This is a genomic window from Micromonospora sp. NPDC053740 (assembly GCF_040677775.1).
Taxonomy (GTDB): domain Bacteria; phylum Actinomycetota; class Actinomycetes; order Mycobacteriales; family Micromonosporaceae; genus Micromonospora; species Micromonospora alfalfae.
Map to the genome: position 1 here is coordinate 179,513 of NZ_JBFASO010000011.1, position 26,568 is coordinate 206,080.

22 protein-coding genes are annotated in these 26,568 nt (G+C 70.9%); 7 read left to right on the forward strand and 15 right to left on the reverse strand.

Annotated features, from left to right (window positions below; all coding sequences use genetic code 11):
* Positions 1–23: 23 nt before the first annotated feature.
* Together AB0K35_RS26665 and AB0K35_RS26670 are read right to left on the reverse strand one after the other, a co-directional pair.
* On the reverse strand, positions 24–617 hold the full coding sequence (locus AB0K35_RS26665; RefSeq protein WP_112583306.1) for an NTP transferase domain-containing protein: 594 nt from the start codon (positions 615–617) through the stop codon (positions 24–26).
* Positions 618–884: 267 nt separating this feature from the next.
* The gene (locus AB0K35_RS26670) at positions 885–2,594 is read right to left on the reverse strand and encodes a bifunctional 3'-5' exonuclease/DNA polymerase (RefSeq protein WP_363888640.1); all 1,710 of its coding nucleotides are present in this window, start codon (positions 2,592–2,594) and stop codon (positions 885–887) included.
* Between the two features lie 120 nt (positions 2,595–2,714).
* On the opposite strand from AB0K35_RS26670, the gene AB0K35_RS26675 reads away from it, so the two are divergent.
* Both AB0K35_RS26675 and AB0K35_RS26680 read left to right on the forward strand, forming a co-directional pair.
* Positions 2,715–4,421 carry an ABC transporter ATP-binding protein gene (locus AB0K35_RS26675; protein WP_363888643.1) on the forward strand — a complete coding sequence of 569 codons (1,707 nt, stop codon included), beginning with the start codon at positions 2,715–2,717 and terminating at the stop codon, positions 4,419–4,421.
* Between the two features lie 50 nt (positions 4,422–4,471).
* Positions 4,472–6,163 (forward strand): ABC transporter ATP-binding protein, encoded by a 1,692-nt coding sequence (locus AB0K35_RS26680; RefSeq protein WP_363888645.1) that lies wholly within the window; start codon positions 4,472–4,474, stop codon positions 6,161–6,163.
* A gap of 6 nt (positions 6,164–6,169) precedes the next feature.
* On the opposite strand, the gene AB0K35_RS26685 is transcribed toward AB0K35_RS26680, so the two are convergent.
* The 5 genes from AB0K35_RS26685 to AB0K35_RS26705 are packed head-to-tail and all read right to left on the reverse strand — an operon-like array spanning position 6,170 to position 11,188.
* Positions 6,170–7,099 carry a carbohydrate ABC transporter permease gene (locus AB0K35_RS26685; protein WP_238672628.1) on the reverse strand — a complete coding sequence of 310 codons (930 nt, stop codon included), beginning with the start codon at positions 7,097–7,099 and terminating at the stop codon, positions 6,170–6,172.
* Positions 7,099–8,007: a sugar ABC transporter permease gene (locus AB0K35_RS26690; RefSeq protein ID WP_238672630.1), complete on the reverse strand. Its 909-nt coding sequence runs from the start codon at positions 8,005–8,007 to the stop codon at positions 7,099–7,101. The genes AB0K35_RS26685 and AB0K35_RS26690 overlap by 1 nt, the downstream gene beginning before the upstream one ends.
* A gap of 18 nt (positions 8,008–8,025) precedes the next feature.
* Entirely contained in the window at positions 8,026–9,462 is a 1,437-nt protein-coding gene (gene ngcE, locus AB0K35_RS26695; protein ID WP_238672632.1) for an N-acetylglucosamine/diacetylchitobiose ABC transporter substrate-binding protein, read from the reverse strand.
* Between the two features lie 26 nt (positions 9,463–9,488).
* Positions 9,489–10,238, reverse strand: a complete 750-nt coding sequence (locus tag AB0K35_RS26700; RefSeq protein ID WP_091403970.1) for an SIS domain-containing protein — start codon at positions 10,236–10,238, stop codon at positions 9,489–9,491.
* Positions 10,235–11,188, reverse strand: coding sequence for a MurR/RpiR family transcriptional regulator (locus tag AB0K35_RS26705; protein WP_238672633.1), 954 nt, complete (start codon positions 11,186–11,188; stop codon positions 10,235–10,237). Before AB0K35_RS26705 ends, AB0K35_RS26700 begins: the two co-directional genes overlap by 4 nt.
* A 206-nt stretch (positions 11,189–11,394) precedes the next feature.
* On the opposite strand from AB0K35_RS26705, the gene AB0K35_RS26710 reads away from it, so the two are divergent.
* A complete protein-coding gene (locus AB0K35_RS26710; protein WP_363888535.1) occupies positions 11,395–12,381 on the forward strand; it encodes a BadF/BadG/BcrA/BcrD ATPase family protein in 987 nt (328 codons plus the stop codon).
* A gap of 223 nt (positions 12,382–12,604) precedes the next feature.
* Entirely contained in the window at positions 12,605–13,228 is a 624-nt protein-coding gene (locus tag AB0K35_RS26715; protein ID WP_363888538.1) for an SDR family oxidoreductase, read from the forward strand.
* Between the two features lie 209 nt (positions 13,229–13,437).
* On the opposite strand, the gene AB0K35_RS26720 is transcribed toward AB0K35_RS26715, so the two are convergent.
* The 5 genes from AB0K35_RS26720 to AB0K35_RS26740 all read right to left on the reverse strand — a co-directional run bounded on the left by AB0K35_RS26720 (position 13,438) and on the right by AB0K35_RS26740 (position 19,779).
* On the reverse strand, positions 13,438–14,337 hold the full coding sequence (locus AB0K35_RS26720) for a carbohydrate ABC transporter permease (RefSeq protein ID WP_363888540.1): 900 nt from the start codon (positions 14,335–14,337) through the stop codon (positions 13,438–13,440).
* Positions 14,334–15,242, reverse strand: coding sequence for a sugar ABC transporter permease (locus AB0K35_RS26725; protein ID WP_238672637.1), 909 nt, complete (start codon positions 15,240–15,242; stop codon positions 14,334–14,336). The genes AB0K35_RS26720 and AB0K35_RS26725 overlap by 4 nt, the downstream gene beginning before the upstream one ends.
* A gap of 64 nt (positions 15,243–15,306) precedes the next feature.
* Entirely contained in the window at positions 15,307–16,722 is a 1,416-nt protein-coding gene (ngcE, locus tag AB0K35_RS26730; RefSeq protein ID WP_363888543.1) for an N-acetylglucosamine/diacetylchitobiose ABC transporter substrate-binding protein, read from the reverse strand.
* Positions 16,723–16,996: 274 nt separating this feature from the next.
* On the reverse strand, positions 16,997–18,484 hold the full coding sequence (locus AB0K35_RS26735; protein ID WP_363888545.1) for a CoA-acylating methylmalonate-semialdehyde dehydrogenase: 1,488 nt from the start codon (positions 18,482–18,484) through the stop codon (positions 16,997–16,999).
* Positions 18,481–19,779 (reverse strand): aspartate aminotransferase family protein, encoded by a 1,299-nt coding sequence (locus AB0K35_RS26740; RefSeq protein ID WP_357361465.1) that lies wholly within the window; start codon positions 19,777–19,779, stop codon positions 18,481–18,483. Before AB0K35_RS26740 ends, AB0K35_RS26735 begins: the two co-directional genes overlap by 4 nt.
* A 239-nt stretch (positions 19,780–20,018) precedes the next feature.
* Here AB0K35_RS26740 and AB0K35_RS26745 point away from each other — a divergent pair, with 239 nt between their 5' ends.
* Positions 20,019–20,915: a glutamate cyclase domain-containing protein gene (locus AB0K35_RS26745; protein ID WP_363888548.1), complete on the forward strand. Its 897-nt coding sequence runs from the start codon at positions 20,019–20,021 to the stop codon at positions 20,913–20,915.
* On the opposite strand, the gene AB0K35_RS26750 is transcribed toward AB0K35_RS26745, so the two are convergent.
* Positions 20,899–21,711 (reverse strand): hypothetical protein, encoded by an 813-nt coding sequence (locus AB0K35_RS26750; RefSeq protein ID WP_363888550.1) that lies wholly within the window; start codon positions 21,709–21,711, stop codon positions 20,899–20,901. The genes AB0K35_RS26745 and AB0K35_RS26750 overlap by 17 nt on opposite strands.
* A 31-nt stretch (positions 21,712–21,742) precedes the next feature.
* Entirely contained in the window at positions 21,743–22,612 is an 870-nt protein-coding gene (locus tag AB0K35_RS26755) for a hypothetical protein (protein WP_238672644.1), read from the reverse strand.
* Positions 22,613–22,698: 86 nt separating this feature from the next.
* Here AB0K35_RS26755 and AB0K35_RS26760 point away from each other — a divergent pair, with 86 nt between their 5' ends.
* Positions 22,699–23,667: a hypothetical protein gene (locus tag AB0K35_RS26760; protein ID WP_238672646.1), complete on the forward strand. Its 969-nt coding sequence runs from the start codon at positions 22,699–22,701 to the stop codon at positions 23,665–23,667.
* Between the two features lie 4 nt (positions 23,668–23,671).
* On the opposite strand, the gene murD is transcribed toward AB0K35_RS26760, so the two are convergent.
* Positions 23,672–25,018, reverse strand: coding sequence for a UDP-N-acetylmuramoyl-L-alanine--D-glutamate ligase (gene murD, locus AB0K35_RS26765; RefSeq protein ID WP_363888554.1), 1,347 nt, complete (start codon positions 25,016–25,018; stop codon positions 23,672–23,674).
* Between the two features lie 82 nt (positions 25,019–25,100).
* Between murD and AB0K35_RS26770 the strand changes: the two genes are divergently transcribed.
* Positions 25,101–26,450 (forward strand): hypothetical protein, encoded by a 1,350-nt coding sequence (locus AB0K35_RS26770; protein WP_363888557.1) that lies wholly within the window; start codon positions 25,101–25,103, stop codon positions 26,448–26,450.
* Positions 26,451–26,568 lie beyond the last annotated feature (118 nt).

Below are 26,568 nucleotides of genomic sequence, written 5' to 3' on the forward strand. Positions count from 1 at the left end.
GCGGGCCGCAACATGTGGGCGGGCTAGACGCCGACCCGTTGCGGCGGGACGGTGAGGCCGTAGAGCTCCATCAGTTCGGGGGTGTCGATCCGGCTGCCGTCGGCGACCGAGTCGCAGGCGATGTCGACGATCTGGTCCTTGTGCGCCAACAGGTACGGCCGGGCGCCCACGTCGGCACTGGCCAGCGTGGCGATGCCGGGCCAGTGCCGGCGGCCGAACAACATCGGGTAGCCGCGCAAACCGTCGTAGGTGGCGCAGACCAGCACGTCCGGGTACGGCAGCGCGGTCACCCGGCTGACCGCCGTGGCGGTAAGGCCCGGCATGTCGACCGGGACCACCACCACCGCCTCGATCCCCTCGTCGTCCATGGCGGCCAGGCCGGCCCGGATGGACGAGCCGACTCCGGTGCCCCACGCCTTGTTGATCACAACGGTCGCCTTGCCCAGGTCGGCGGCTTCCTGGACCTGCTCGGCGGCAGCGCCCAGGACGACCACGATCTGCTCGCAACCCGCCTCGGTCATCGTGTCGATCATCTGATTCACCAGGGGCTTGTCACCCTGGTGCAGCAGCGCCTCGGGACCACCGATCCGTCGTCCCCCGCCTGCGGCGATGATCATTCCTGCGATCCGGTTCAGCTGCGCCCCCTCCAGCACGGGACGGACCGTGTCCGATCCGTCCCCTCCTACGGACACTGCAACGAGGACGGCCAGTCGGGGGTGGCGGGGCGAAAAGGAGAAATAGCACAACCGTTATACACCGGACCGTGGCAGCGCCCCCGCACCGTCGCCGCCCCCTGCCGAGAGGCGTTGATCAAGTGATGAAAAGTAGGTCAGGAGAGCTCCTGGAACCTACTTTTCATCACTTGATCATGGCAAGAGCAGGGGTCAGGCGGCGTCGGCGTAACAGTCGACGATGGACAGATCTAGCGGAAACCGGACCGGCGTCGCACCGAAGAGCAACGCGGAGGCGCGCTCCCCGGACCGGTTGACAGCCTCGGCGACCGCGTCGGCCTGATCCGCCGGCGCGTGCACGACCACCTCGTCGTGCTGGAAGAAGACCAGCTCGGCGTCGGTGCCGGACAGCTCCGTCCGCAACGTGGCCAGCAACGTGGAGGCCCACTCCGCCGCCGTGGCCTGGATGACGAAGTTACGGGTGAAGCGCCCCCGGGACCGGGCGGCCCGCGCCCGCGGACTGTGCGGATCACCCGCCCCCTCCGGATCGGCGGGCTCGTCGTCGAGATCACCGAACCCGGCCGAGCCGGGCGGACACGTCCGCCCCAGCCACGACCGCACCAGCCCACCCGTCTCACCGGTACGCGCCGCCGCCTCGACGTAACCGAACGCCGTCGGGTAGCTGCGCTTCAGCACCGCCAACGCGGGCACCGCAGCCCCGCCGGTCTGCCCGTACATCGCGCCGAGCAGGGCCACCTTGGCCTTGGCCCGGTCACCGCCGAACGAGTCCCGGGCCAGGGCCGCGTAGAGGTCGCCGGCACCGCCCGCCGCCGCCAACCGCACGTCGCCGGAGACCGCGGCCAGCACCCGTGGTTCCAACTGCCCGGCGTCGGCGACCACCAACCGCCAGCCCGGATCGGCCACCACCGCCCGCCGGATCACCTTGGGGATCTGCAACGCTCCACCACCCCGGGTGGCCCACCGGCCCGAGACGACACCAGCCGGCACGTACTCCGGTTGGAACCGGCCGCCCCGCGCCCACTGATCGAGCCAGGACCAGCCGTGCGCCGTCCAGATCCGGTAGAGCTCCTTGTATTCCAGCACCAGCGGCACCGCCGGATGGTCCACCCCGCGCAGCACCCACGCCCGGGTGTTTGGCAGCTCCACCCCGACCCGGGCGAACGCCTTCAGCAGCTCCGCCGGGGAGTCGGTGTGCAGGCCGCGTACGCCGAGCGCGTCGGCGATCCGGCCGGCCAACTCGGCGAGTCGGCGTGGCGGACCACCGACCGGGGACGCCTCGCCGAGCAGCTCGTGCAGGATCTCGTTGTGCACGTCGGCACGCCAGGGCAGCCCGACGACGCCCATCTCCGCCGCGATCAGCGCGCCGGCCGACTCCGCGGCCACCAGCAACCGGAACCGGCCGGGGTGCTCGGTCGCGGCGACGCGGGTGAGCTGGTTGGCGTACACCTGGGTCAGTGCCTCGATGCCCGGGCCCGGCGGACCGGGCACCGTGTCGAAGAGCGCGCCCTGCCCGTGCCCGGGCGGTGCGGCGGCGCGCGCCGGCGGGTCGGGCGGCACCGCCGCGCCGGTCAGCCGGGCCCAGGCGGCGGCCAGCGAGCGGGGCTCACCCCAGCGGCCCACGTGCCCGAGCAGCAACGCCTCGGTCAACTCCACGTCGTGACACCGATCGACCCGGACGCCGGCGCGCAGCAGCGCCGGGTAGAGCGCCGTGGCGGTCGCCCAGACCCAGCGCGGGTGCTCGGCGGCCTCGCGGGCGGCGACCGCGGCGACGAGATCGGTGACCACCTCGGGCGGGCCGGTCGGCCGGCCGGTGGCGTCCAGCGGGCACAGCACTCCCCCACCCCGCTCGTCGGACACCACCGCCACCAGCACGAACGTGATTCTGCCTCCCCCGTCCGACAGAAACGGAGGCGCACCTCACCAAGATCGGGTCGGTGGGGTGTCACTGCCGGTCGGTAACGTGATCGGGTGCCTCCGCAGATCCCGCATCCCGATCCTGGCACCCCCGACGCCCGCGGTCCGATGCGCTACCTGTGGTGGCTCGTCCGCCGCCAACCCTGGCGGGTGCTGCGCGGCAGCCTGATCGGCACGGCCTGGATGATCGGGCTCTCGGCCCGGCCCTACCTGATCGCCCGCGCCGTCGACGACGGGCTGCGCGAACGCGACACCCGGGCCCTGGCGCTCTGGGTCACGGCGATCGTCGTCGCTGGCGTGGCCCTGTCGTACCTGGGCATCATGCGGCACCGCACGATGACCTTCATCCGGGAGGACGCCAAGGCCCGCTCGGCGGAGGTCCTGCTGCGCCACCTGTCCCGCATCGGCGCGGTGCTGCCCCGCCGGGTCGGGGCGGGTGAGGTGTCCACCATCGGCGGCTCCGACATCGACTGGACGGCGCAGGTGCTGACGCTGACCGGGCCGGGCGTCGGCGCTGTCGTCGCGTACGGGGTGATAGCGGTGGTGCTCTGGTCGATCTCCCCGATGCTCGCGCTCTGCGTGCTGGTGGGGGTGCCGGTCGTCGGTCTGATCGTGGGGCCGCTGCTGCGCCGCCTGGAGCAGGTCGAGTCGGTCTACCGCCGGCAACAGGGCGCGCTCACCGCCCGATCCGGTGACATCGTGGCCGGGCTGCGGGTGCTCGCCGGGGTGGGCGGCCGGGACCTGTTCGCCCGACGGTACGCGGCCCGGTCCCAGGAGCTACGCGCCGAGGGCTACCGGGTCGGCGCTGTCAACAGCTGGATCGACGCGGCGACGGTCGCCATCCCCGGGTTGTTCCTGGCGGCGGTGGTGTGGCTGACGGCCCGGATGGCGGTGACCGGTGACGTCACGATCGGCGAGTTGGTCGCCGTCTACGGCTACGTGGCGACCCTGATCGTGCCGGTCTGGTTTCTGCTGGAGGGCAGTTACCAGCTCATCCGCGGTCGGGTCGCCGCCCGACGGATCGCCGACCTGCTCAACGTGACGCCGGACGACGTCGGTGGCCCGGGCCGCCGGTGGCCGGGCGCCGTGCCCGAGGCACGCCAGCCCGACGACCGGGCCGGGCCGGACCGCCCGGCCGACCTGCACGACCCGGTTAGCGGCCTGACCGTGCGCGCCGGCCAACTGACCGGGGTGGCGGCAGATGATCCGGCGGCGGCCGTCGCACTGGCCGACCGGCTCGGCCGGTACGTCGCCAGTGACGTCACCTGGGGGGCCGTGCCGCTGCGCGAGGTCGCCCTGGACGAGGTCCGCGCGCGGATCCTCGTCGCCGACCACGACTCCTACCTCTTCGCCGGCACGCTGCGCGACATCCTGTGCGCCGGGGCCGACGGCGACGACGAACGGATCGGCGCGGCAGTGCGGACCGCCTCGGCGCAGGACGTCGTCGACGCCCTGCCCGCCGGGCTGGACACTCCGATCGACGCCCGAGCCCGGACGCTCTCCGGCGGTCAACGTCAACGGGTGCGCCTGGCCCGGGCGTTGAGCATCGAACCGGAGGTGCTGATCCTCGTCGACCCGACGTCGGCGGTGGACGCGCACACCGAGGCGCGGATCGCCGAGCGGCTGCAGGTTGCGCGGGCCGGGCAGACCACAGTGGTGATCGCCACGTCGCCGCTGCTGCTCGGCCGGGCCGACCTGGTCGCGCTGCTGAGCGCCGGCCGGATCACCGCCACCGGCAGCCACGCCGACCTGCTCGACGACGACCCGGCCTACCGGCACCTGGTGGCCCGCGGCAGCGAGGAGGCGTACCGGTGAGCCGGCTGCCCGTCGCCGACCGCGGCACCGTACGCCGGGCCCTGCGGGACATGATCAGCCGGCACCGGCGCGCCGTCTGGGTCGTGCTGGCGCTGCACAGTGCCGCCGCGGTCGCCGGGCTCGCCCCGCCGTGGCTGCTGGGCACCATCGTCGACCGGGTCACCGCGGGCGCGGACGTGGCCACCGTGGACCGACTGGCACTGGCCATCGCCGGCTGCGTCCTGGTCAGCGCCCTGCTCTCCCGGTACGCCCAGTACGCCGGCCACCGCTTCGGCGAACGGGCCGTCGCCGAGCTGCGCGAGGAGTTCGTCTCCCGGACTCTCGGGCTACCCGTCTCGGTCGTCGAGCGTGCCGGCTCCGGGGACCTGGCCACCCGCAGCTCGGTCGACGTGTCGACGGTCGGCACCACGGTCCGGGACGTGGTGCCCACCATCGTCATCGCCACGGTGCAGTTGACGTTGCTGTTCGGGGCCATCTTCCTGCTGCACCCGCTGCTCGGGTTGGCCGCGCTGGCCGGGCTCCCGTCAATCGTGGGGGTGACCCGCTGGTACCTGCGCCGGGCCAGCTCCGCGTACCTCACCGAGGGCGCGGCGGCGGCCGAGCTGACCGAGACGCTGACCACCACCGCCGAGGGCGCGCGCACCGTGGAGGCGCTGCGGCTGGCCGACGACCGGATCCGGCACGGCACCACCCGCGTCACAGCGGTGTGGCAGGCCCGTCGGGCGACCCTCGCGCTGCGTACCGTGTTCTTCTCAGTCGTCGAGGCCAGCTATCCGCTGCCGGTCGCCATGGTCCTGCTCGTCGGGGGCTACCTGCTCTCCCGGGACATGGTGTCGCTGGGCGCGGTGGTCGCCGGCGCGCTCTACCTGCAACAGGCGATCGACCCGTTGGACCGGCTGTTGCAGTGGACCGAACAGGCGCAACGCGGGTTCGCGTCGTACGCGCGGCTGCTCGGCGTGGGTCTGGTCCCGCCCGAAGCAGCCGGCACGACCGCCTCGTCACGGGGCGAGCGGCTCGTCGTTCGAGGCGCCCGGTTCTCCTACTCCGACGGGACGGACGTGCTGCACGGCATCGACCTGGAGGTGCAGCCCGGTGAGCGGCTGGCCGTCGTCGGCCCGTCCGGCGCTGGCAAGTCCACACTGGCCCGTCTGCTGGCCGGGATCGACGCGCCGCGCCAGGGCGTCGTCAGCATCGGCGGCTGCCCGGTCACCGACCTCGACCCGGCCGAGCGTCGCCGCCGGATCGCCCTGGTCACCCAGGAGCACCACGTCTTCATCGGCTCGGTACGCGACAACCTCTCCTTCGCCGCGCCCGACGCCTCCGACGAGCAGATGCGCGCCGCGCTGCTCACGGTGGGCGCCGACTGGTTTGCCGGGCTACCCGACGACCTGGACACCCAGCTCGGCGACGGGGCCCGTCAACTCGGTGCGGCCGAGGCCCAACAGCTCGCGCTGGCCCGGTTGGTGCTCGCCGACCCGCACACGCTGATACTGGACGAGGCGACCGCCGCGCTCGATCCGTCCACCGCCCGCCGCACCGAACGCGCGCTGGCCGCCGTGCTGGTCGGGCGGACCGTCATCGCGATCGCGCACCGGCTCAACACCGCGCACGACGCCGACCGGGTGGCCGTGCTCGCCGACGGTCGGATCACCGAGATCGGCAGCCACGACGAGCTTGTCGCGGCCGGCGGAGCGTACGCGGCCCTGTGGCGCTCCTGGCACACCCGCGTCGACGAGCGCTGAGGCGTCCTACTTCACCGCGCCGGAGGTGAGGCCGGCCTGGATCTGACGCTGGAACACCGCATACACGATGATCATCGGGAGGATGGCGATGGTCAGCGCGGCGAACAACCCGGACCAGTCCGCCTCGTAACCGGCGTTGACCGAGATGTCGGCGATGCCCTGGGTGAGCACCCACTTGTCCTTGGCGTTGGAGAGCAACACCAACGGGAGTTGGTACTGCGCCCACTGACCGATGATGTTGAAGATCGCGACGCTGATCAGACCCGGCTTCGCCATCGGCATCATCACCTGGAAGAACAGTCGGCTGTGCCCGCAGCCGTCGATCATCCCCGCCTCGGCCACCGACGACGGCAGCGTCTTGAAGAACGCGGCCAGGAAGAACACTGTGAACGGCAACGAGTACGCGGTGTAGACCAGCACCACGCCGGTGTGGGTGTCCAACAGACCGAGGTTCTTCACCACGAAGAAGAGCGGCACCAGCGCCAGGAAGACCGGGAAGGCCAACCCCGAGACGAACAGGAAGTAGACCGCCCGGTTCCCCCAGAACTTGTAGCGGGCCAGCACGTACGCGGCCATCGAACCGAGCAGCATGGTGAGGAACGTGCTGCACGACACCACGATCACGCTGTTGAGGAAGTACCGCCCGACGTGCGCCTTGGTCCAGGCCCGCCCGAAGTTCTCCCAGCGCAGCTCGGCCGGCAGCGTCCACGGGCTGCTGAAGATCTCGCTGGTGTTCTTGAACGCGGCGAGGAAGGTCCAGAGGATCGGCACGATCACGATCACCGCCCACACGGCGAGCGCGACGTGCCCCAGGCTGGCGAAGAACCGTACCTCCGAGCGGGGGCCCTTCGGCCCCGACCCGGTGGGGGCGGACGGGTCACCGGTCTTCGGCGGCAGCGCCGCCGGCGTCGGCGGCAGCGTCGACTGCGGATTCATCAGTACTCCACGCTTTCCCGCTTGGTGAGCCGCAGCGTCAGCGCCGCGAACGTGAGGGTGAGGAAGAACAGCGCCACGCCCATCGCCGAGGCGTAGCCGTACTTCGAGTAGACGAACGCGTTGCGGTAGATCTCCATGGCGAGAACCGTGGTGGCGCCGTCCGGGCCGCCACCGTCCACCGAGAGCACCGCGACGATGGCGAACGCGTCGAACGCCGCGATCCCGAGGTACACCCAGGCCACCTGGAGGGTGTCCCACAGCAGCGGCAGGGTGACCCGGAAGAACAGGGTCACCTTCGTCGCCCCGTCCATCTCGGCGGCCTCGTAGATCTCACCGGGGATGGAGGCCATCCCGGCCGAGAAGAGCACCACGTAGAAGCCGACCGCCTGCCACACCAGCACCGCGATGATCGACCAGAGGGCCAGGTTCGGCTTGATGAGGAAGAGGACCGGCTCGATGCCGAACTTCATCAACACGCCGTTGATCAGGCCGGACTCGTTCGGCCGGTACACCATCTGGAACAACACAGCGATGATGGCCACCGCCAGGACCTGGGGGAAGAAGAACACCACCCGGTAGAACTTCGCCCCCCAGACCCCCTGGCGTTGCCCGCCGCTGCTCTTGCCGCCCACGTTGAGCAGGAAGGCGAAGAACAGGGCGATGGCAATGGTGATCAGCGGCAGGGCAAGCAGCAGTACGCCGTGGTGCTGGACCGCTTTCCAGAAGGCCCCGTCGTCGAGCAACCTCCGGTAGTTGTCGAAGCCCACCCACTGCGGGGCCGACAGCCCTCGCCAGTTGGTCATCGAGATCTGGAACGCCTGCGCGTACGGCCAGATCACGAATGTCACGTACAGCGCGACCGGGGCGAACAGGAACCCGATCACGAATGGATACTTGCCGTGCCGCATGACCCTAGCTCCGATCGATCAGCGCTTGAACTTGGTGACGGAGCTGTCCTTCTTGATGGCGTCGGCGCGCTTCTGGATCCGCTCCACGAAGGCGTCGGCGTTGATCCGGCCGAACATCAGCTCGTTGGTGGCGGTACGCGCCTCCGTGTCGAGCTCCTTGTACCAACCGTCGAAGTACAGGTTGAACACGTCCTGACCGGCCGCCTTGAGCGCGGCCTGGGAGCTGGCCACACCGGGCGGGAAGGCGAAGCCCTCCGAGCCGGCGGTGACCACGGTCGGGGCCTTGACCACCTCGGTGAAGCCCTTCGCCCCCTCCTTCGACAGCATCTGGCGCATGTACTCCAGCCCGCCCTTGGGGTTCTTGCTCTTCGCCGAGACAAAGTAGCCCTCACCGGCGGTGGCGCGCAGCGCGGTGGCCGGCAGCTTGTCCGAGGCGGACAGGCTCGGCACCGGCATGAGCTGGTAGTCGAAGCCGGCCGGCGTGTCCTTCTTCTGCTCGCCCTCCAGCCAGTCACCGCTGGGGTACATGGCCACCTTGTACTGGTTCTGCCGCAGCTGCACGTCGGTGTGCTTGAGCCCCTCGAAGCTCTTGTCGCTGAACTTCGCGCCGACCTCGGCCCACGCCGCGGCAGCCTGCTTGACGGCGTCCTGCTTCCAGGCACCGTCCTCCAGGTTGTCGATGTTCTTCAGCACGTCGGTGCCACCGATCTTGGCGGCGTGGGTGAGGATCACGTTCCACTGGTAGTACGCAGCGTTCGCCCCGGCGTAGCCGTACGGGGTGATGCCCTTGGCCTTGATGTTCGTGAGCAGGGCCATGAACTCGTTCCAGTCCTTCGCCGGCGCCCAGCCGTTGTCCTTGAACAGCTTGCCCGAGTACCAGATGCCGAAGACGGTGGAGACGTAGTACAGGACGAACGGCTTGCCGTTGAACGAACCGGCCTCGATGGTGCCCGGCACCACCGTGTCGCGGACCTTCTTGCTCGGGTCGTCGACAGACGGTGCGTCCCACAGCTCGGTGAGGTCCTGGAGCTGACCGTCGGCCACGAGCGCCCCGAAGTCCATCAGCTTCTCGCCCGAGTTGTTCACGAACTCCGGCGGGTTACCGGAGGCGAACCGCGGCTGGAGCACAGTGGAGACGGCCTGGGTGGCCTGGTGCTTGACCTCGGCCTTGGGGAACGCCTTCTTGTACAGCGGCTCGTGCACGTCGGTGGCGTACTTCTCGCCGTAGCCACCGTTGAAGATGACCACCTCGATCGCGGCGTCCTCCTTGACGCCCAGCGGGTTCTTCTCGCTCTTGGTGCCGCCGGCGACCTGCTCGTTGTCACCGTCGCTGCCGCTGGTGGCGCAGGCGCCGAGCAGGCCGATGGCCGGAGTGGCGAGCATGCCCACGGCGGCGGCGCGACGCAGCACCGTGCGACGGTCGAGTGCGGCCGGGTGTTCGGGGGTAATCGACATCGTCGTCTCTCCTTGTGAAATTCGGGTCATGCGGTACGCCGGAGACGTCCGGCGTACCGCGACTCGAGGGCGAGGTTGTGCTCGTCCCCGCCGGGGACGTTGGCGGAGAGGTAGATAGGGGGTACCTCCCCGGCCTGGTGGAACCGTCGTACCACCTCCGCGGTCAGCAACTGCGCCAGCAGCGCCGTGGTGACCGAGGAGACCGCACAGACCGCGCCGCCGCCCTCGAGCGGCAGCAGTGCATCGCCGTACGGCGCGCCGTTGTCCAGCACGACGTCGGCGAGGTCGGCGAGCCGGTGCCCGGACGGGTGCCGTGGGGCGACCCGCGCGGTGTGCTCGACCGAGGTGACCGCGATCAACGGGTGACCGCGCTCGGTGACCAGCGCCGCCAGCTCGACCACCGAGCCGTTGATGCCGGATTGGGACGCCACGACGAACACGTCGCGCGGCTGGGGCGCCGCGAGCGCGTAGATCTGGTGGGCGATGGAGGGATCACGTTCCAGCTTGGGGTCGGCGAGCACGTCACGCGGGGCGTCACCGTGCATCACCAGGTCCCGGACCGAGAGCCTGTTGGTGGGGACCAACCCGCCGGCCCGGGCGACCAGCTCGGCGGCGAACGCCTCCGAGTGCCCGGCGCCGAACGCCTGGAGCACGCCGCCGTCGCGCAGGCTGTCGGCGATCAGGTCGGCGGCCCGGGTGATCCCGTCGGCCTCCGAGTCGAGCAGGCGGTCGAGCACCGGGCGGACGGCGTCCGCGTACCCCTGGGCGCTGATCATGAGAGGGCTCCCTTCGCCGCCTTGTGCCCGTCGACTGCCTGCGCTGTCCGCCGGAAGGCCGCGTGCGCGCGGTCGTGCGTGCGTTGGGCGACGGCGATGTAGAGCAGGTCGAGCACCACCAGTTGGGGGTGCCGGGCGGAGAGCGCGTCCGGTCGGAAGGTGGTCGCCTGGCTGGCCGTGAGCAGCACGATGTCGGCCAGCTCGGCCAACGGGGAGCGGGGGAAGCCGGTGAGCGCGAGCGTGGTGGCGCCCCGGCTGCCCGCCTCGGCGAGCATCTCGATCGTCTCCCGGGTCTGCCCGGTGTGCGAGATGCCGAGCGCCACGTCCCCCGATCGCAGCAACGCGGCGCTGGCCAGCCCTTCGTGCACGTCGTTCCACGCCCACGCGGCCACACCGATGCGGTGCAGGCTGAACTGCATCTCCTCACCGACCAGGGCGCTGCCACTGGCACCGAAGATGTTCACCCTGCTGGCGCCGGCGATCGCCACAGCGGCCCGTTCCACCTCGGTGAGGTCGAGCAGTGTGGCGGTGTCGTGCATGGCCCGGGTGTCGGCGGCCATGATCTGGTCGAGCACCCGGGCGAGCGGGTCGCTCGGCTGGATCTCCCGTCCGATGTCGACCGTCCAACCGGCCGAGCGGGCCCGGCCGGTCTCGGAGGCGATGCCCAGCCGCAGGTCGGCGTACCCCTCGAAGCCCATCGCCCGGCAGAAGCGGGTGATGGTCGCCGGTGAGGTGCCACTGCGCTCGGCCAGCTCGACGATTGTCGACCGGGCGGCGGCCTCCGGGTCGCTGAGCACGTGCTCGGCGACCCGACGCAGGGCGCCGGTCAACTCGCCGAGCCCGTTGCGTACCCGGGCCAACACCCCGTCGGAGGCCGAGGTCCGCCGGTCGATCACGTTGGCGTCGACCACCGCGGTCCCCGCGACGGTGTCCACCTCGTGATCAACCATGAGACGCCTCAGCTTTCCGAAAAGACTGTTAACTGTTAGTGGTAAAAGTTCTTACTGAACGACCCCCTGTGTCAAGACTGTGGGCGAAGTTTTCAAACTGTTACCTGGTGCACAGCCCGCCAGTCCCGCCACAACTTGCCCCGCACGACCCCGCCGACCAGCATGAACAAGCCAGATCGCCGTTCCGCGCAAGGAGACTCGTGCCGATGTCCGACACCGTCGTGGTGGGTCTCGATATCGGCGGTACGTCCACCCGGGCGACCGTCCTCACCCTCACCGGGCAACGCCTCGGCACCGGCCGCGCCGGCGGCGGCAACCCCACCAGCCACGGCGCCGAACGCGCCGCCGCCGAACTGCTGACCGCGCTCCGCGGCGCGCTCGCCGACGTCGACCCGACCCGGGCGGCCGCCGGCACCATCGGGCTCGCCGGAGCCGGCCGGCTGCTCGCCGACCCCGCCGGGCGGGACGCCTTCGACCAGGCCTGGCACGACGCCGGCCTGCGCTGCCCGTACGAGGTGCACGGCGACGCCCTGGTCGCGTACGCCTCAGGCACCGCCGCCGCGGACGGAACCATCCTCATCGCCGGCACCGGGGCGATCACCGCCCAGGTCCACGAGCTGCGACTCGACCGGATCGCCGACGGCCACGGCTGGCTGCTCGGCGACGCCGGCTCGGGCTTCTGGCTCGGCCGGGAAGCCGTACGTCGACTGCTCGCCGACCTCGACGCCGGCAGTGGGCTCGGCGCGCTGACCACGACAGTGCTCACCGAGATTCTGGGCAGCGCCGACATCGCCGCCCGCCCCCGGGACACCGTCGACGCCACCATCCAGACCGTGACTCGTCGGCCCCCCGTCGAACTGGCCCGGCTCGCGCCGCTGGTCGTCGACGCCGCCACCCACGGCGACCCGGTCGCCGCCTCGCTGATCAGCGAAGCCGCCACACACCTCACCGAGAGCGTGAGCCGGATCCGCCCCGCCGGGGCCGTGACACCGATCGTGCTCGGCGGTGGCCTGCTCACCGCTGACACCCCGCTGGCCGCCGCCGTCCGGGCCGAGATCGCGCGACACTGGCCGGACGCGCCACTGCGTACCGCCGGAGACGGGGCCGCCGCCGCAGCCTGGCTGGCCGCCCGCGGCCTACCCGAGGTGACCGACCCGGCCGCCCTGCACGCCCGCCTCTTCCCCACCCCCTGACACCCCCGGCGCAACGCGCCCGCAGCACCCCCGCCCCGCGCGCCGCGCCACCCCGCCCCGCCCCCCGCGCGCCGCACACCGCGCGCCGCGCATGATCGCGCCCGATCCAGGTTGTAGTGCCCTCCGGTCGCGACGAGGGGACTCTTTCCAGGTTCCAGCACGATCACCGACGCGCGGCACCCGAGACGAGCGCGCTCACGGCGGCAGGCGGCCGCGTATCCGCGTGGCCTGCCCCGGCCATGAGCGGCTGGGCGGCGGCATCGCCCACTTCATCGAGGCGGACCTCTCGGCGGGCGGCGTCGAGATCCGCCGCCTCGCACACGAGGCGACGACCCTGGCGGGGCGGCCGATCGACATCCTGGTCAACAACGCGGCCTTTCTCGTGCCGCCTCACCCCATGACGGAGTCGACCGAGGAACAGATCGACAAGGCGCTCGAGGTCAACGTCAAGGCCCCGTTCCTTCTGACGGCGGCCCTGGTGCCCGGCATGGTGGAGCGCGGTGGCGGCTCCGTGATCAACATCGGCTCGATCGGCGGCGTGGACGGAATCAAGTTCACTTCGCTGTACGGCGCCAGCAAGGCGGGCCTGCACTCGCTGACGAGGTCGTGGGCTGCGGAGTTGGCCGCCGACGGTGTGCGGGTGAACACCGTCGCCCCCGGACCGACCATCACGGAGGGCAACGAAGACCTCCGCCCCCTTCTGGAGAAGCTCGCCGAGAGCAACCCGGACAGGCGTACGGGCAACGTGCAGGACACCGCCGCTGCCGTGATCTTCCTTGCCAGTGAGGACGCCTCACACATCCACGGTGTACTCCTCCCGGTGGATGGCGGGGCTCTCGCGATCTGAGGACCGGCCGGCTCGGCGCGTCGGCGCGCCGAGCCGGCGTCGACCGGATCTCCAGGGCCCGACGCACGTCGGGCAGCGCACACGTCGAGCGGTTCCGACTGATCAGGATCGGTCAGACCCGAGCTGCCTGGAGATCGATGCCGGTGCCGCCACAGTCGCCCGGGGTACGCGGGGAAGCCGCCCCGATGACCGGGAGGCACTGACCGACCCTACTTGAGCTGCCCTGCGGTGAGGCCCGCCTGCACCTGACGTTGGAAGGCCACATAGACGGCAAGCACCGGGAGCACCGCGATGCTCAGCCCGGCGAACAGACGAGCGTAGTCGCCGGCGTACCCCTGGCTGACCGACAGCGCGAACAGACCCTGCGCCAGCATCCACTTGGACTCGTCGCCCTGCAACAGCACCTGCGGCAACAGGAACTGGTTCCAGTGGGTGAGGAAGTTGAAGATCGCCACACTGATCATTCCCGGACGGGCCATGGGCAGCATCACCCGGAAGAAGAGCCGGAAGTGACCGCAGCCGTCGACAAGCGCGGCTTCCGCCACCGAGGTCGGCAGGGTCCGGAAGAAGGCGGTCAGGAAGAACACGGTGAACGGCAGCGAGTAGGCCGCGTACACGAGGATCAGCCCGAGCCAGGTGTTGAAGAGACCGGCGTTGCGGACCACGAAGAAGAGCGGCACCAGGGCGAGGAACACCGGGAACATCAGGCCGCCGACGAACAGGTAGTAGACGACCTGGCGGCCGCGGAACTCGTAGCGGGCGAAGACGTACGCGGCGGTGGCACCCATCAGCATGGTGAGGCTGACCGAGCCGGTCACCACCACCAGGCTGTTGAGGAAGTACCTACCGATGTGCGCGCCGGTCCAGGCCCGCGCCCAGTTGTCCAGGTGCAGCGCGCCGGGGAGCCCCCAGGGGTCGGCGAGGATCTCACCGTTGGTCTTGAACGAGCTGATGAACATCCACAGCAGTGGCAGCACGGTGAGCAGGCCCCAGAGCAGCAGGAAGCCGTGCGAGAGGGCGTTGGCCACGCCGAGTTCGCGGCGCACCGGGCGGTCCCCGCTGGTGACCGGGTTCGGGGCGGTCGCTGTGGGCTGATCCAGAGTGGTCACGAGTACTCGATCCGTTCGCGCCGGCCGATGCGCAGCGACAGCACCGCCACCGAGAGGGTCAGGAAGAACATCACCACGCCGATGGCCGAGGCGTAGCCGAACTTGGTCTCGCTGCCGAAGGCGGTGTCGTACATGCGTACGCCGATCACGTCGGTGGAGAAGTTCGGCCCGCCGTTGGTCATCAGCTGCACGAGGATGAACCCGTCCAGGGCGAAGATGGCCAGATAGACCCAGGCGACCTGGACGGTGTCCCAGAGCAGCGGCAGGGTGACCCGGCGCAGGGTGGTGAACCGGGACGCGCCGTCGAGCAGGACGGCCTCGTAGATCTCCTTCGGCACTGCCGACATCGCCGCGCCGAACAGCACCACGTAGAAGCCGACGTTGCTCCACACCATCACCGCGAGCACGCACCAGAAGGCGGTCGCCGGGTCGCCGAGCCAGGTCGGAGCGGGCAGGCCGAGGCCGTGCAGAGCGGTGGTGAGCAGCCCCTTGTTGGGGTGGTACACCTCCTTCCACAGCAACGCGATGATCACCACGGAGAGCACCTGCGGGAAGAAGTAGACGGTGCGGTAGAGCGCGCCGCCGCGTACGCCGGTGACGCCGGCACTGCCCTTGCGCCCACCCATGGCGAGCATGGTGGCGAAGAAGAGCCCGAGCACGATGGTCAGCACCGGCACCAGTCCCAGCAGGATCGCGTTGTTCTTCAACGCGTTCCACACGTAGTCGTCGTGCCAGAGGGTCTTGAAGTTGGCCAGTCCGACCGGGTTGGCGTCGGCCGAGTAGCCGAGCCAGTCGGTGGTGGAGATCTGGAACGCCTGGAAGTACGGCGAGACGACGAAGAACACGTACAGCAACACCGGTGGCACCAGGAACGTGACGATCAGCGGCCACTTGCCATGTTTCACGAGAGGGACCTCTCCGAGGGGGGACGGCCGGTGGGGGTGGATCTCTCCCCCACCGGCCGGGCGGTCAGGCCGCTCGCTTGTACTTCTTGATCGAGCTGTCCTGGGCGATCGAGTCGGCGCCCTTCTGGCACTGTTCGAGGAACTCGGCGGGGCCGATCCGGCCGCTGAAGAACTCGCCGCACGCGGCGTCGACGAGGTTGCGCTCCAACTTGCGGTAGTAGTTGTTGTAGACCCAGTTGAAGCCGTTGGCGCCGGACGCGTCGAGGGCCTTGACCACTGTGTTCAGCCCGTACGGCAGCTCGACTCCCTCGCTGGCGCCGGCGACGACGGTGAGGCTGGCGACCTTCCTGGTGAAGTCCTGGGCGCCCTTCTTGGACAGCATGGTCCGGAAGTACTCCAGACCGCCGGCGACGTTGCGGGCCTTGGCCGGCACCAGGAACGGTTCACCGGCCGTGCCGCGGATCGCCTCGAACGGCAGCTTGTCGCCGCTGCCCAGGCTCGGCGTCGGCGCGATGGTCATGTTGAATCCGGCCGGGGTGACGTCCTTCTGCTCGCTCTCCAGCCAGGAGCCGCAGGAGATGAATGCGGCCTTGCCCTGGCACCAGGCGGTCTGCGACTGCTTGTGGTCCAGGCCGGGCGAGCCTTCCAGGATGTACTTGTCCTTGACGATCTGGTGCCAGGCGTCGGCCGCGGCCTTCATCGAGTCGGACTTCCAGGCGTTCGGCTCCAGGTTGTCGAGCGCGAGGGCCACCGACGGGCCGCCGAACTTGATCGCGGTGGAGATCAGCGGCCAGCTCATGTAGCGCGGGTGCAGGCCGGCGTACGTCCAGGGGGCGATGCCGGCGGCCTTGATCTGCTTGCAGAGCGCGATGTGCTCCTCCCAGGTCTTCGCGTACTCCCACTTGCGTTCGGTGAACAGCTTGTTGGAGTACCAGATGCCGTAGGCGGTGTAGGTGTAGTTGAGCACCAGGAACTTGCCGTCGTAGGAGCCGATCTCGACAGCACCGGGCAGCAGGGTGTCCTTGACGGTCTTGCCGGGCGCGTCGAGGCTCGGGGCGGCGAGCAGCTCACCGAGGTCGGCGAGGGCGTTCTGGCTGACCAGGCCGTTGAAGTCGATCTGGCCGGTGCCGGAGTTGTTGACCACGTCCGGCGGGGAGCCGTCGACGAAGCGCGGCTGGAGGGTCTTGCTGATCTCCTGGGTGGAGGAGTGCTTGATCTTCGCCTTCGGGTACTTCTCGGTGTACATGGCCTCGTGGGCCTTGGCGTACTCCTCTCCGAACCCACCGCCGAAGATCACCACTTCGAGGGGGGCGTCCTCCTTCACGCCGAGCGGGTTCTGCGCGCTCTTGGTGCCCCGGTAGATCTCCGCGTCGTTCTTGTCACCGCCACCGCCGGTGGCGCAGCCGGACAGCAGACCGGCGGCGGGGGTGGCCAGGAGGCCGGCGGCGGCGCTGCGCCGCAGGATGTCACGCCTGTTCATGGGTTCTCCTCGGGTCGGGTCGGGCGGATCGCCGGTCTGTGGGGGGAGGCGTCCGCCGCGCGAGGGGCGGTAGTTCTCTTCAGTTCATGCTCTGTTGCTGAAGAATTTCTACGACAGCCGGGCTCGGACTTCAAGTCCTGACTGTCGAACCGTTATCACCACCAGCCGCAGGGACCGACGCCGCCGGGCCGTCGCACCCCGAGAATCCGGGGGTACGCCGACGAAGGCCGGCCCACCTCGCGGCGGGCCGGCCTGGTGTTGTCGGCGGCGTGCGTCAGGTCTGGGTGGGGAACCCGAGGTTGACCCCGCCGTGGCGCGGATCCAACCAGCGGCTGGTGACGACCTTGCCCCGGGTGAAGAAGCGCACCCCGTCCTCACCGTGCGCGTGCAGGTCACCGAAGAGTGACGACTTCCAGCCGCCGAACGAGTGGTACGCCATCGGCACCGGAATGGGCACGTTGATCCCGACCATGCCCACCTCCACCTCGTGCTGGTAGCGCCGGGCCGCCCCACCGTCGTTCGTGAAGATCGCCGTGCCGTTGCCGTACGGGCTGGCGTTGACAAGGTCCACCGCCTCGTCGTACGAGCCGACCCGGACCACGCTCAGCACCGGCCCGAAGATCTCGTCGGTGTAAATCGACATGTCAGGGGTCACCCTGTCGAACAGCGTCGGGCCGAGCCAGAAACCGTCCGGGTCGCCGTCCGGCGTCACGTCCCGCCCATCCACCACCGGCACCGCGCCGGCGGCGACACCCGCGTCCACGTAGGAGCGCACAGTCGCCGCGTGCGCGGCGGTCACCAACGGGCCCATGTCGCAGCCCCGTCGGCCGTCGCCGGTGCGCAGACCGGTCACCCGCGCGGCGATCCGCTCGACCAGCGCGTCCGCCACCGGCTCCACCGCCACCAGCACCGAGATGGCCATGCACCGCTCCCCCGCCGAGCCGAACCCGGCGTTCACCGCCGCGTCGGCCGCCAGGTCCAGATCGGCGTCCGGGAGCACCACCATGTGGTTCTTCGCCCCACCGAGCGCCTGCACCCGCTTGCCGGCTGCCGTTGCGCGTTGGTAGACGTACCGGGCGATCGGCGTGGAGCCGACGAACGACACCGCCCGCACCTCCGGGTGCTCCAGCAACGCGTCGACCGCCTCCTTGTCGCCGTTGACCACGTTGAGCACCCCGTCGGGCAGGCCCGCCTCGGCGAACCACTCGGCCAGCAGCAGCGCCGCGCTCGGGTCCTTCTCGCTCGGCTTGAGCACCACCGCGTTGCCGCAGGCCACCGCCACCGGCACGAACCACAGCGGCACCATCACCGGGAAGTTGAACGGGGAGATCACCGCGACCACGCCGAGCGGCTGCCGGATCGTGTACGAGTCGACCTCGGTGGACACGTTCTCGCTGAACGCGCCGCGCAACGCCGACGGCAGGCCACACGCGTACTCAATGACCTCCAGGCCGCGCTGCACCTCGCCGGCGGCATCGGCGAGCACCTTGCCGTGCTCGGCGGTGATCACCTCGGCGAGCCGGTCCCGCCGGGCGTGCACCAACTCCCGGAAGGCGAACAGCACAGCGGACCGCCGGGCCAGCGACGCGTCCCGCCAGGCCCGCGCCGCGCGGGCGCCGGCCTGCACCGCCACGTCGACGTCCGCCGACGAGGCCAGCTCGACAACTGTGGTACGCCGACCGGTCGCCGGGTCGAACACGTCGCCGCGCCGCTCGGAGGTGCCTTCGACCCGCTTGCCGTCGATGAAGTGACCGATGCTCATGCCGCCACCCCCGCAGCCGAACGGATCGCGTCGACGAGGATCGCCAGGCCCTCACGGGCCTCCTCCTCGGTCAACGTCAACGGTGGACCCATCCGCAGCACGTTGCCGTAGAGCCCGCCCTTGCCGGTCAGCAGGCCACCGTTTCGGGCGGCTTCGAAAACCAGGTTGGTCAGCGCCGGATCCGGCTCACCGCCGCCCGGACGGACGAACTCGACGCCGAGCATCAGCCCCTTGCCGCGTACCTCGGCGACGCAGTCGAGACCGCCCACTGCGGACCGCAGGCCGTCGGCGAGGATCGCGCCGACGCGGGCCGCGTTCGCCTGGAGGTCGTGCGCGATCAGATAGTCGAGCACCGCGTTGCCGGCCGCCGTGGAGATCGGGTTGCCGCCGAAGGTGGAGAAGCTGATGGCCGGCACCGACTCCAGCACCTCGGCCCGGCCGACCACCCCGGCCAGTGCGAAACCGTTGCCGATGCCCTTGGCGAAGGTGAGCAGGTCGGGGGTGACGCCGTGCGCCTGGTAACCCCAGAAGTGCTCCCCGGTACGCCCCCAGCCGGTCTGCACCTCGTCGGCGATGAACAGGATGCCGTGCTCGTCGAGGACCTTCTTCCAGCCGGCGAAGAGCCCGTCCGGCGGGTGTACGAAACCACCCACGCCCTGGATCGGCTCGGCGATCAGCGCGGCCACGTCACCGGCGGTCTGGGTGGCCAGCACCTCGCGCAGGTCCTCCACCGCCGCGTCGACCTGCTCGTCGGCGCCGAGCCGGGCCAGCAGGCCGCGCAGCCGGTCACCGGAGTGCAGCCAGGCCACCTGGAGCGGGTTGAGGCCGCTGGCCGACCAGTTGCGGTTGCCGGTGACGCCCATCGCCGCGTACGACCGGCCGTGGTAACTGTTGCGCACGGCCAGGATCTGGTGCGAGCGGCGGTGATTGGTGGCGACCAGCAGCGCCGCCTCGTTCGCCTCGGTGCCGGAGTTGGTGAAGAACACCCGGGCGTCCGGGATGCCGGAGCGCTGGGCGATCTTCTCGGCCAGCTCCACCTGTTGACGGATCAGGTAGAGCGTCGAGGTGTGCACGATGCCGGTGGCGAGCTGCCGCTCGACGGCCTCCCGGATCTCCGGAATGTCGTACCCGATCATGTTGGTCAGCACGCCGCCGAAGAAGTCCAGGTAGCTGCGCCCCTGCGCGTCGGTGACCCGGCGACCCGAGCCGGAGACCAGTTCGAGTGGCTCGGCGTAGTACAACGGCATCCAGGACGGGAGCACGGCCCGGTGCCGGGCCAGCAGGTCGTCGGTCATCGTGGCAACCCTTCAGCGGCGTTCATGGATATCGCACGCTCCCACCGCCGGCCGATGCGAACAACTGTCAGCCTGTAGCGCATGGGTGCCCCGACCTGACAGCACGTCAACGCTTTCCACAGCTATGGTCATTATTGACCGCCGATTTCAGCAGCGTTGACGGCATACTTCCACTCGATCCGCAGCATGGCCGCCCACCGCTACAGTGGGTAGGTCCACTGTCGCCGGGGAGGCACGCGGTGCGCATCGAAGAGACGATCGCCGAGCTGGAGCGCGTCGCCGCCCGCGAGGTGGGCCGGGGCAGCGAGGCGCTGGCAGCGCCCGCGGCGGGTGGACTGCTGGCCGCCGCCCGGTCGCTCGCCACCGCCGGGGCGCCCGACGCCGCGGTGTTCACCGGGTTCTTCATCCCCGGCGCCGAGCCACCCGCCGCGGAGACCGACGGCCCGCTCGGCGCGGTCCAGATCGCCGCCGCGCTGCGCCTGCTCGGTGGCCGGTGCCGGCTCGTCACCGACGAGCCCTGCGCCCCGGTGGTCGAGGCGGCCGTCGCCGCCGCCGCGCCGGGCCTGCCGGTCGACGTCGCGCCGCTACGGGGGTACGAAGAGTGGGCCGCAGTCCTCCGCCCCGAGTACGGCCGGCTGACCCACCTCATCGCCTGCGAACGGGTCGGACCCGGGGTGGACGGACGGCCCCGCAACATGCGCGGCGAGGACATCGGCGCGCACACCGCACCCCTCGACCGGCTCTACACCTGCGGGTCGGCGTACCGCATCGGCATCGGCGACGGCGGCAACGAACTCGGCATGGGCCGCCTACCGGCGGACCTGATCGGACGGGTGGTCGCCTCGGGCGAGCGGATCCGGTGCGTGGTGGGCGCTGACGCGCTGCTCGTCGGCGGCACTTCCAACTGGGCCGCCGCCGCCCTCGTCGGCGCGCTGTCGCTGCTGCGCCCGGAGGTGCCCGAGCTTCGGACACTGCTGGAACCCGCCTGGTCGTACGACCTGCTGACCGCGATGGTGCGCGCGGGCGCGGTGGACGGCGTCCGCCGCCGCCCCACGCTCAGCGTCGACGGCCTCGACTGGCCCGCGTACGCCGAACCGCTCACCCGGATCGCCGAGCTGGTCAGGGCAGGCCGGTAGGCGTCTGTGGCTCGGTCGCCGGCCGCAGTGCCCTCGGCGGGCGGCTCGCCGCTCGGGCGTGCGCGACCTGGCGGGGGCGCAACGGCAGGTGCAGGGCGGCGGCGACCACAGCGAAGGCCGCCCAGCCGGCGCCGAGCGCCGCAGCCGACGAGACGTCCTGAAGGTAGTGGTACGCGGTGAGGAAGCCGACCAGCGCGAGGCTGTTGCGGGCGAAGTGCCGACTGAACTCCGCCAACTGCCGGCGGGCCTCGACGGCGACCAGCACCCCCGAGTACGGGAACGTCACCACCATGCCGCGCAGCACCGCGCCGAGCAGCGCGGTGAGGACCGCCCCAACGAAGATCACCACCAGCTTGAGCAACACCGGCAGCCCGTCCGGGCGGGTCTCCGCGACGGCGACCGCCTCGTCGGCGGAAGCGCCATGTCGGCGGGCGCGACGGCGCAGCCACAGGATCGCCGCCAGCCAGAGCACCAGCGTGACGGCGAGGGCCACCTCGAACGGGATGTCGACGGCCAACAGGCCGGCGCTCAGCGCCACGTAGACGGCGATCCCCGCGACGTCGGCGAGCAGGATCGGCCAACGCCACAGCTGGTGGGTGACCGCCACTGTGACGAAGAAGAGGTTGAGCCCGAGCACGCCGAGCACCTGCGCGCCGTCCACCCGGTACTCGGTGGTCACCAGGGCGAGCGTCATCGGCAGCGGCAGGCTGTAGACCAACGCGCGGAGCCGGACGGAGCGGATCACGCTGACCGCCCAGACCACGGCCGTCACCAGCAGGACCGCGCTCCACGTCATGGCTCACCCGTTCCCGCCCCGCTGGGGGCCGTCAGTCCTGGAAGGTCGCGGCGTTCGCGCAGCTGTCGAACACGCGGGTGAGCCGAGCGACATCCGTCCGGTTGACCGAGAACTGATTCTCGCCGATCTCGCCATGCGCGGTCATGTGGGCCTCCCAACAGCTCGACCCGTCCCAGAGTGTCAAGTTCACGTGCAGATGCGGGCTCACCACCCCGAGGGGCAGCAGACCCACCCGCGCCCCGGCCGCGCGCTGCTTCTCCACCAGGGCGGACAGATCGTCGGTCAGCGTGGCGTAGACGAAGACCCGGGTTATCTGGACACCCCGTTGCAGGGCCTCCACGTTGGCCTCCCAGTAGCGGCGGCCGATCTCACTGCGCCACCAGCTCAACTCGCCGCTCACCCGGGGCATCACGTTGGTCAACCCGTCCAGCCGACGTACGCAGGCGCGGGTCGCGCCGACCAGATCCTCGTCCTCGTCACCGCGCCGGATGATCCGACCGTCCGCGAGCTGCTCGGCCTCCAACCGGAACTGCTCGTAGCGGCGCTGCGCCTCCACCGCGACCCGGGTGCCCGCGTGCTGCTCGGCAGCCGACCGCATGGCCCCGGCCAGCTCCGTGGTGGTGCGGACCAGCCAGGGCGGACCGTCCAACAGCGTGCGCAGGTGGAAACGGCGCTCCGCGCGGGCCAGCGAGTCGACCAACAGCGAGATGGTGATGCCCATCAGGCCGGCCAACAGCGACTCCACCCCGGAGGCGGCGTTGCTGAGGTCGAGCACGATGCTGAGGGTGATCGACAGCGTGATGCCGACCAACGCCACCGGATCGGTGTGCGCCACCAGCCGGACGAAGCCGGCGGTGGAGCCGCCCTCCCGCAACCGCTGACGGGCCACGTCACGGGTCATCGAGATCCCCCAATCAGCCGTTCCCGCCAGCCTAGACAGCGACCACAACCAGAGGCCCCGCCGCAGCGGGCCGGTAGCATCCGGCTGTGCACAGAGCGGACGCGGCGGCGTCGAGCGGAACGGACGACGAGCGGATCACGGCGGAAGTCCGAACCTGGGTCTGCTCCACCCCGCTCCGCGGCCTGGTCGCCCACTTCGGCGGCACCTGGCCCGACGGTGACCTCACCGACGTGCTCCGCTTCCTCGACGACTTCTCCGCCCGCCACTGGGACTTCCGGGGCGGCCGGGAACGACCCGACGCCCGGGAGCCCGACCTCGACCCGGCCACCGCGACACTGGTGCTCGACGCGGCCGCCGCGCTCGGGCTGATCCACCCGGTGCCGCCGGCCCGGTCGGCGTACGCCCACCTGGTGGTGCTCGGCGGCCTGGCGCACGCCTGCGTACGCCGCGTCGGCTACGCCGCGCACCTGCTCCGCGCCGGCCTGCCGGTCAGCGGCGAGGTCGCCGTCCTGGGCAGCTTCCGGCCACTGTCGGACTGGGAACGCCGCACCCTCGCCGAGGCGGGCCTGCCGGCCGACGAGACCGAGGTGGACGTGCTGGACACGGCCGTCCGCCGGGTGTTCGAGGTGGCCACCCCGGCGGAGCAGGACGGCGTCGACGCCGGCCACCCGCACCACTCCTGGTCGTCGCGGACCTACCGACCGGACGGGCTGCCGCCGGTCCGGGTGCTGGCCGCGCCGTCCAGCGAACCGGACCAGCGGCGGGCCCACACCGCCGACACCCAGCGGTTCTGGGCCGGCCACGTCCGGCTCGCGCCGGGCGACAAGGTCCTGATGGTCACCGCGCCGATCTACGTGCCGTTCCAGCACTGCGACGCGCTACGCACGCTGGCCGTGCCGTACGGGTGCGCCATCGACACGGTCGGGGTGGACCCGACGTTGGCCGACCTCGCGGTGCTGCCCGAGCAGACGCTCACGCCGGGGCGCTACCTCCAGGAGATCCGCTCGGCGGTCCGCTCGATGCGTGCCCTGCACGCCGGGCTACACCAGCGCTGACAGCTCAGCGGGCGGTGTCGGCGACGGCCTGGGCGAAGACCTCGGAGCGGTGCTCGAAGTTGCGGAACCGGCCGTAGCTGGGCGCGGCCGGGGACAGCAGAACCACCCCGCCGGCCGGGGTCACCTCGCGGGACAGCCGGACCGCGTCCACCAGGTCGTCGACCAGTTCGGTACGCACCTTCGGCAGGCCGGCGAGCACCTCGACGATGCGGGTGCCGCTGTCCGGAATCCCGATCACTGTCAGCTCCCGCTCGGCCAGGTGCTCCGCCAACGGCGTGTAGTCCAGACCCCTGTCGTTGCCCCCGACGATCACCGTCAACGGCCGCCCGTCGTACGCGTCGATGGCGTGCATTGCCGCGTACGGGCTGGTGGCCAGCGTGTCGTCGACGAACGTCAGCCCGGACGGGTCGATGATCTCGGTGAGCCGGTGCGCCAACCCCTGGAACTCGGCGACCGCGACGGCCAGGTGGTCCTTGTTCGCCACCACGTCCACGCCGAGCGCGTCGAGCACGGCGAGCGCGACGCAGAGGTTGCCCTCGTTGTGCCGGCCGACCAGCGGCAGCACCGCTCGCGGGAAGAGCGGCTGGTCACCGAAGTGGAACCACTGTGTGCCGTCGGCGCCGGTGGCGACGTGGGTGGTGTCGGGGCGACCGGCGCGGACCGCCGGCAGCTCACCCAACTCGGCGGCGAGCCGGGGGTCGCCGCCGTTGACCACGATCGTCTGCGGGTCGTGGGCGAGCAGGTTGAGCTTGTCCCGGTAGTACTCCCGTTCCCCACCGTGCGCGTCCAGGTGCTCGGGGAAGAGCGCGGTGACCACCGCCACCCGGGGCGAGTCGGTGAGGTCGCTGCACTGGTAGCTGGACAGCTCCAGCACGTACAGCTCCGCCTCCGGCAGGTCCAGGGTCGGCACCCCGATGTTGCCGCCGAAGACGTTCGGCCGGCCCATCGCGGTGAGCAGATGACTGATCAGGCTGGAGGTGGTGCTCTTGCCCTTGCTGCCGGTGACCCCGACGGTGCGCGCGGCGTGGTCGGCCATCCACAACGCGGTGCCCTGGGTCACCAGGATCCCGCGGCGGCGCAGCTCGATCAGCCACGGGTGGGTCTGCGGCACGCCCGGAGAGCGGACCACGACGTCCGCGGCGGCCAGCCGTTCGAAGCCCGCCTCGCCGGTGACCAGCGGCGCCGCCTCGGCCAGTGGACCGTCCCAGGGCAGCGACAGGAAGTTCGCGCTGTCGTCGACAGCGACCAGCTCGGCCGGCCCGTGCGCGGCGATGGCGGTCACAGCGGCCCGGCCCTCCCGACCGGTGCCCCAGACGGCAACGGTACGTCCGCGCAGGTCAGAAAGGCGCACGGGGCTCTCCTCGGGGGTCACGGCGGCGGCTGGCAGGGCCCGGTCCGGACACGGCCGGACGAACCAGGGCCTAGTATGGCGTGTGCCCAACGAGCAGCTCCGGCGGATGGACGCCTTCACCTTCCCGTCCTACTCGATCGACTTCGCCACCGGCGAGGTGTTGTTCGACTACGCCCTGACCGGCCCGGCCGGTGAGCAACGGTTCACCGAGGTGATCACGCTTCCGCTGCCGGCGGAGCCGCCCTCCGACGAGACGGTGGCGACCCTCAACCGGGTGCTGGAGGTGCTGCACCTCGTCGCCGGGGTCAGCTACTACAAGGCCGCCGCGCCGCCCCGACTCCTGCTGCCGACGCCGCTGGGCGCGGCCACCGTCGACTACGTCACGGCCGTCTACACGAAGGGCCTCGCGGAGTACGCGTACCGCAACCAACTGCCGCACGTGCTCGAGCTGCGCCCGGAGGTGCCGGCCGGGACGCCGGAGTCTCCCCGGGTGTACGACGACTCGGACCGTCGCCCGCTGTCGGCGGTCGGCGGCGGCAAGGACTCGATCGTCAGCCTGGAGGCGCTGCGCCGCGCCGAGCTGGACCCGGTGCCGTTCTCGGTCAACCCGAACCACGTGATCGTCGCCGTCAACGAGGCGTCCGGGCTGGTTCCGCTGGCCGCCCGGCGGCGCATCGACCCGGTCCTGTTCGACCTGAACGCAGCCGGCGCGCTGAACGGGCACATCCCGGTCACCGCCATCAACTCCCTGATCGCGGTGGCCACCGCCGTCCTGCACGGGCTGGGCCCGGTGGTGATGTCCAACGAGCGTTCGGCGTCCGACCCGAACCTGGTCTGGAACGGCCACGAGATCAACCACCAGTGGTCCAAGGGCGTCGAGGCGGAGGGGTTGCTGCGGGCGTCGCTGGCCGAGCACGCCGGCCTGACCGACCCGTACTTCTCCCTGCTGCGTTCGCTGTCCGAGCTGCACATCGCCCGGCTGTTCGCCGAGTTCACCCGGTACGACGACGTGGTGACCAGCTGCAACCAGGCGTTCAAGCTGCGCGACGCGAGTGAGCGCTGGTGCCGCGACTGCCCGAAGTGCCGCTTCGTCTTCCTGGCGATGGCACCGTTCATGCCGCGGGAGCGGGTGGTGGGCATCTTCGGCGGTGACCTGCTGGCCGACGAGTCGCAGATCCCCGGCTACCGCGAGTTGCTGGGCGTGGACGGGCACAAGCCGTTCGAGTGCGTGGGCGAGGTCGAGGAGTCGGTGGTGGCTCTCGGCCTGCTCGCCGAGCAGGACCAGTGGCGCGACGCCCCGGTGATCCAGGCCCTTGTCGACGCCGTCCCGGAGACCGCCTGGTCGGCAGTGGCCAGCTCGGACGTCTTCACCCCCGGCGGCCCCAACCACATCCCCCCCACCTACGCAAAAGCCCTGGCCACACTCACCTGACTCGGAAGCGGACCCACTTTCCCCGCCTCGCCTCGCCTCGCCCCGCCTCGCCTCGCCTCGCCTCGGGGAGTGTGCCCCTGCTCCTTTGGAGCTGATGTCGTAAACGAATCAGGGCACG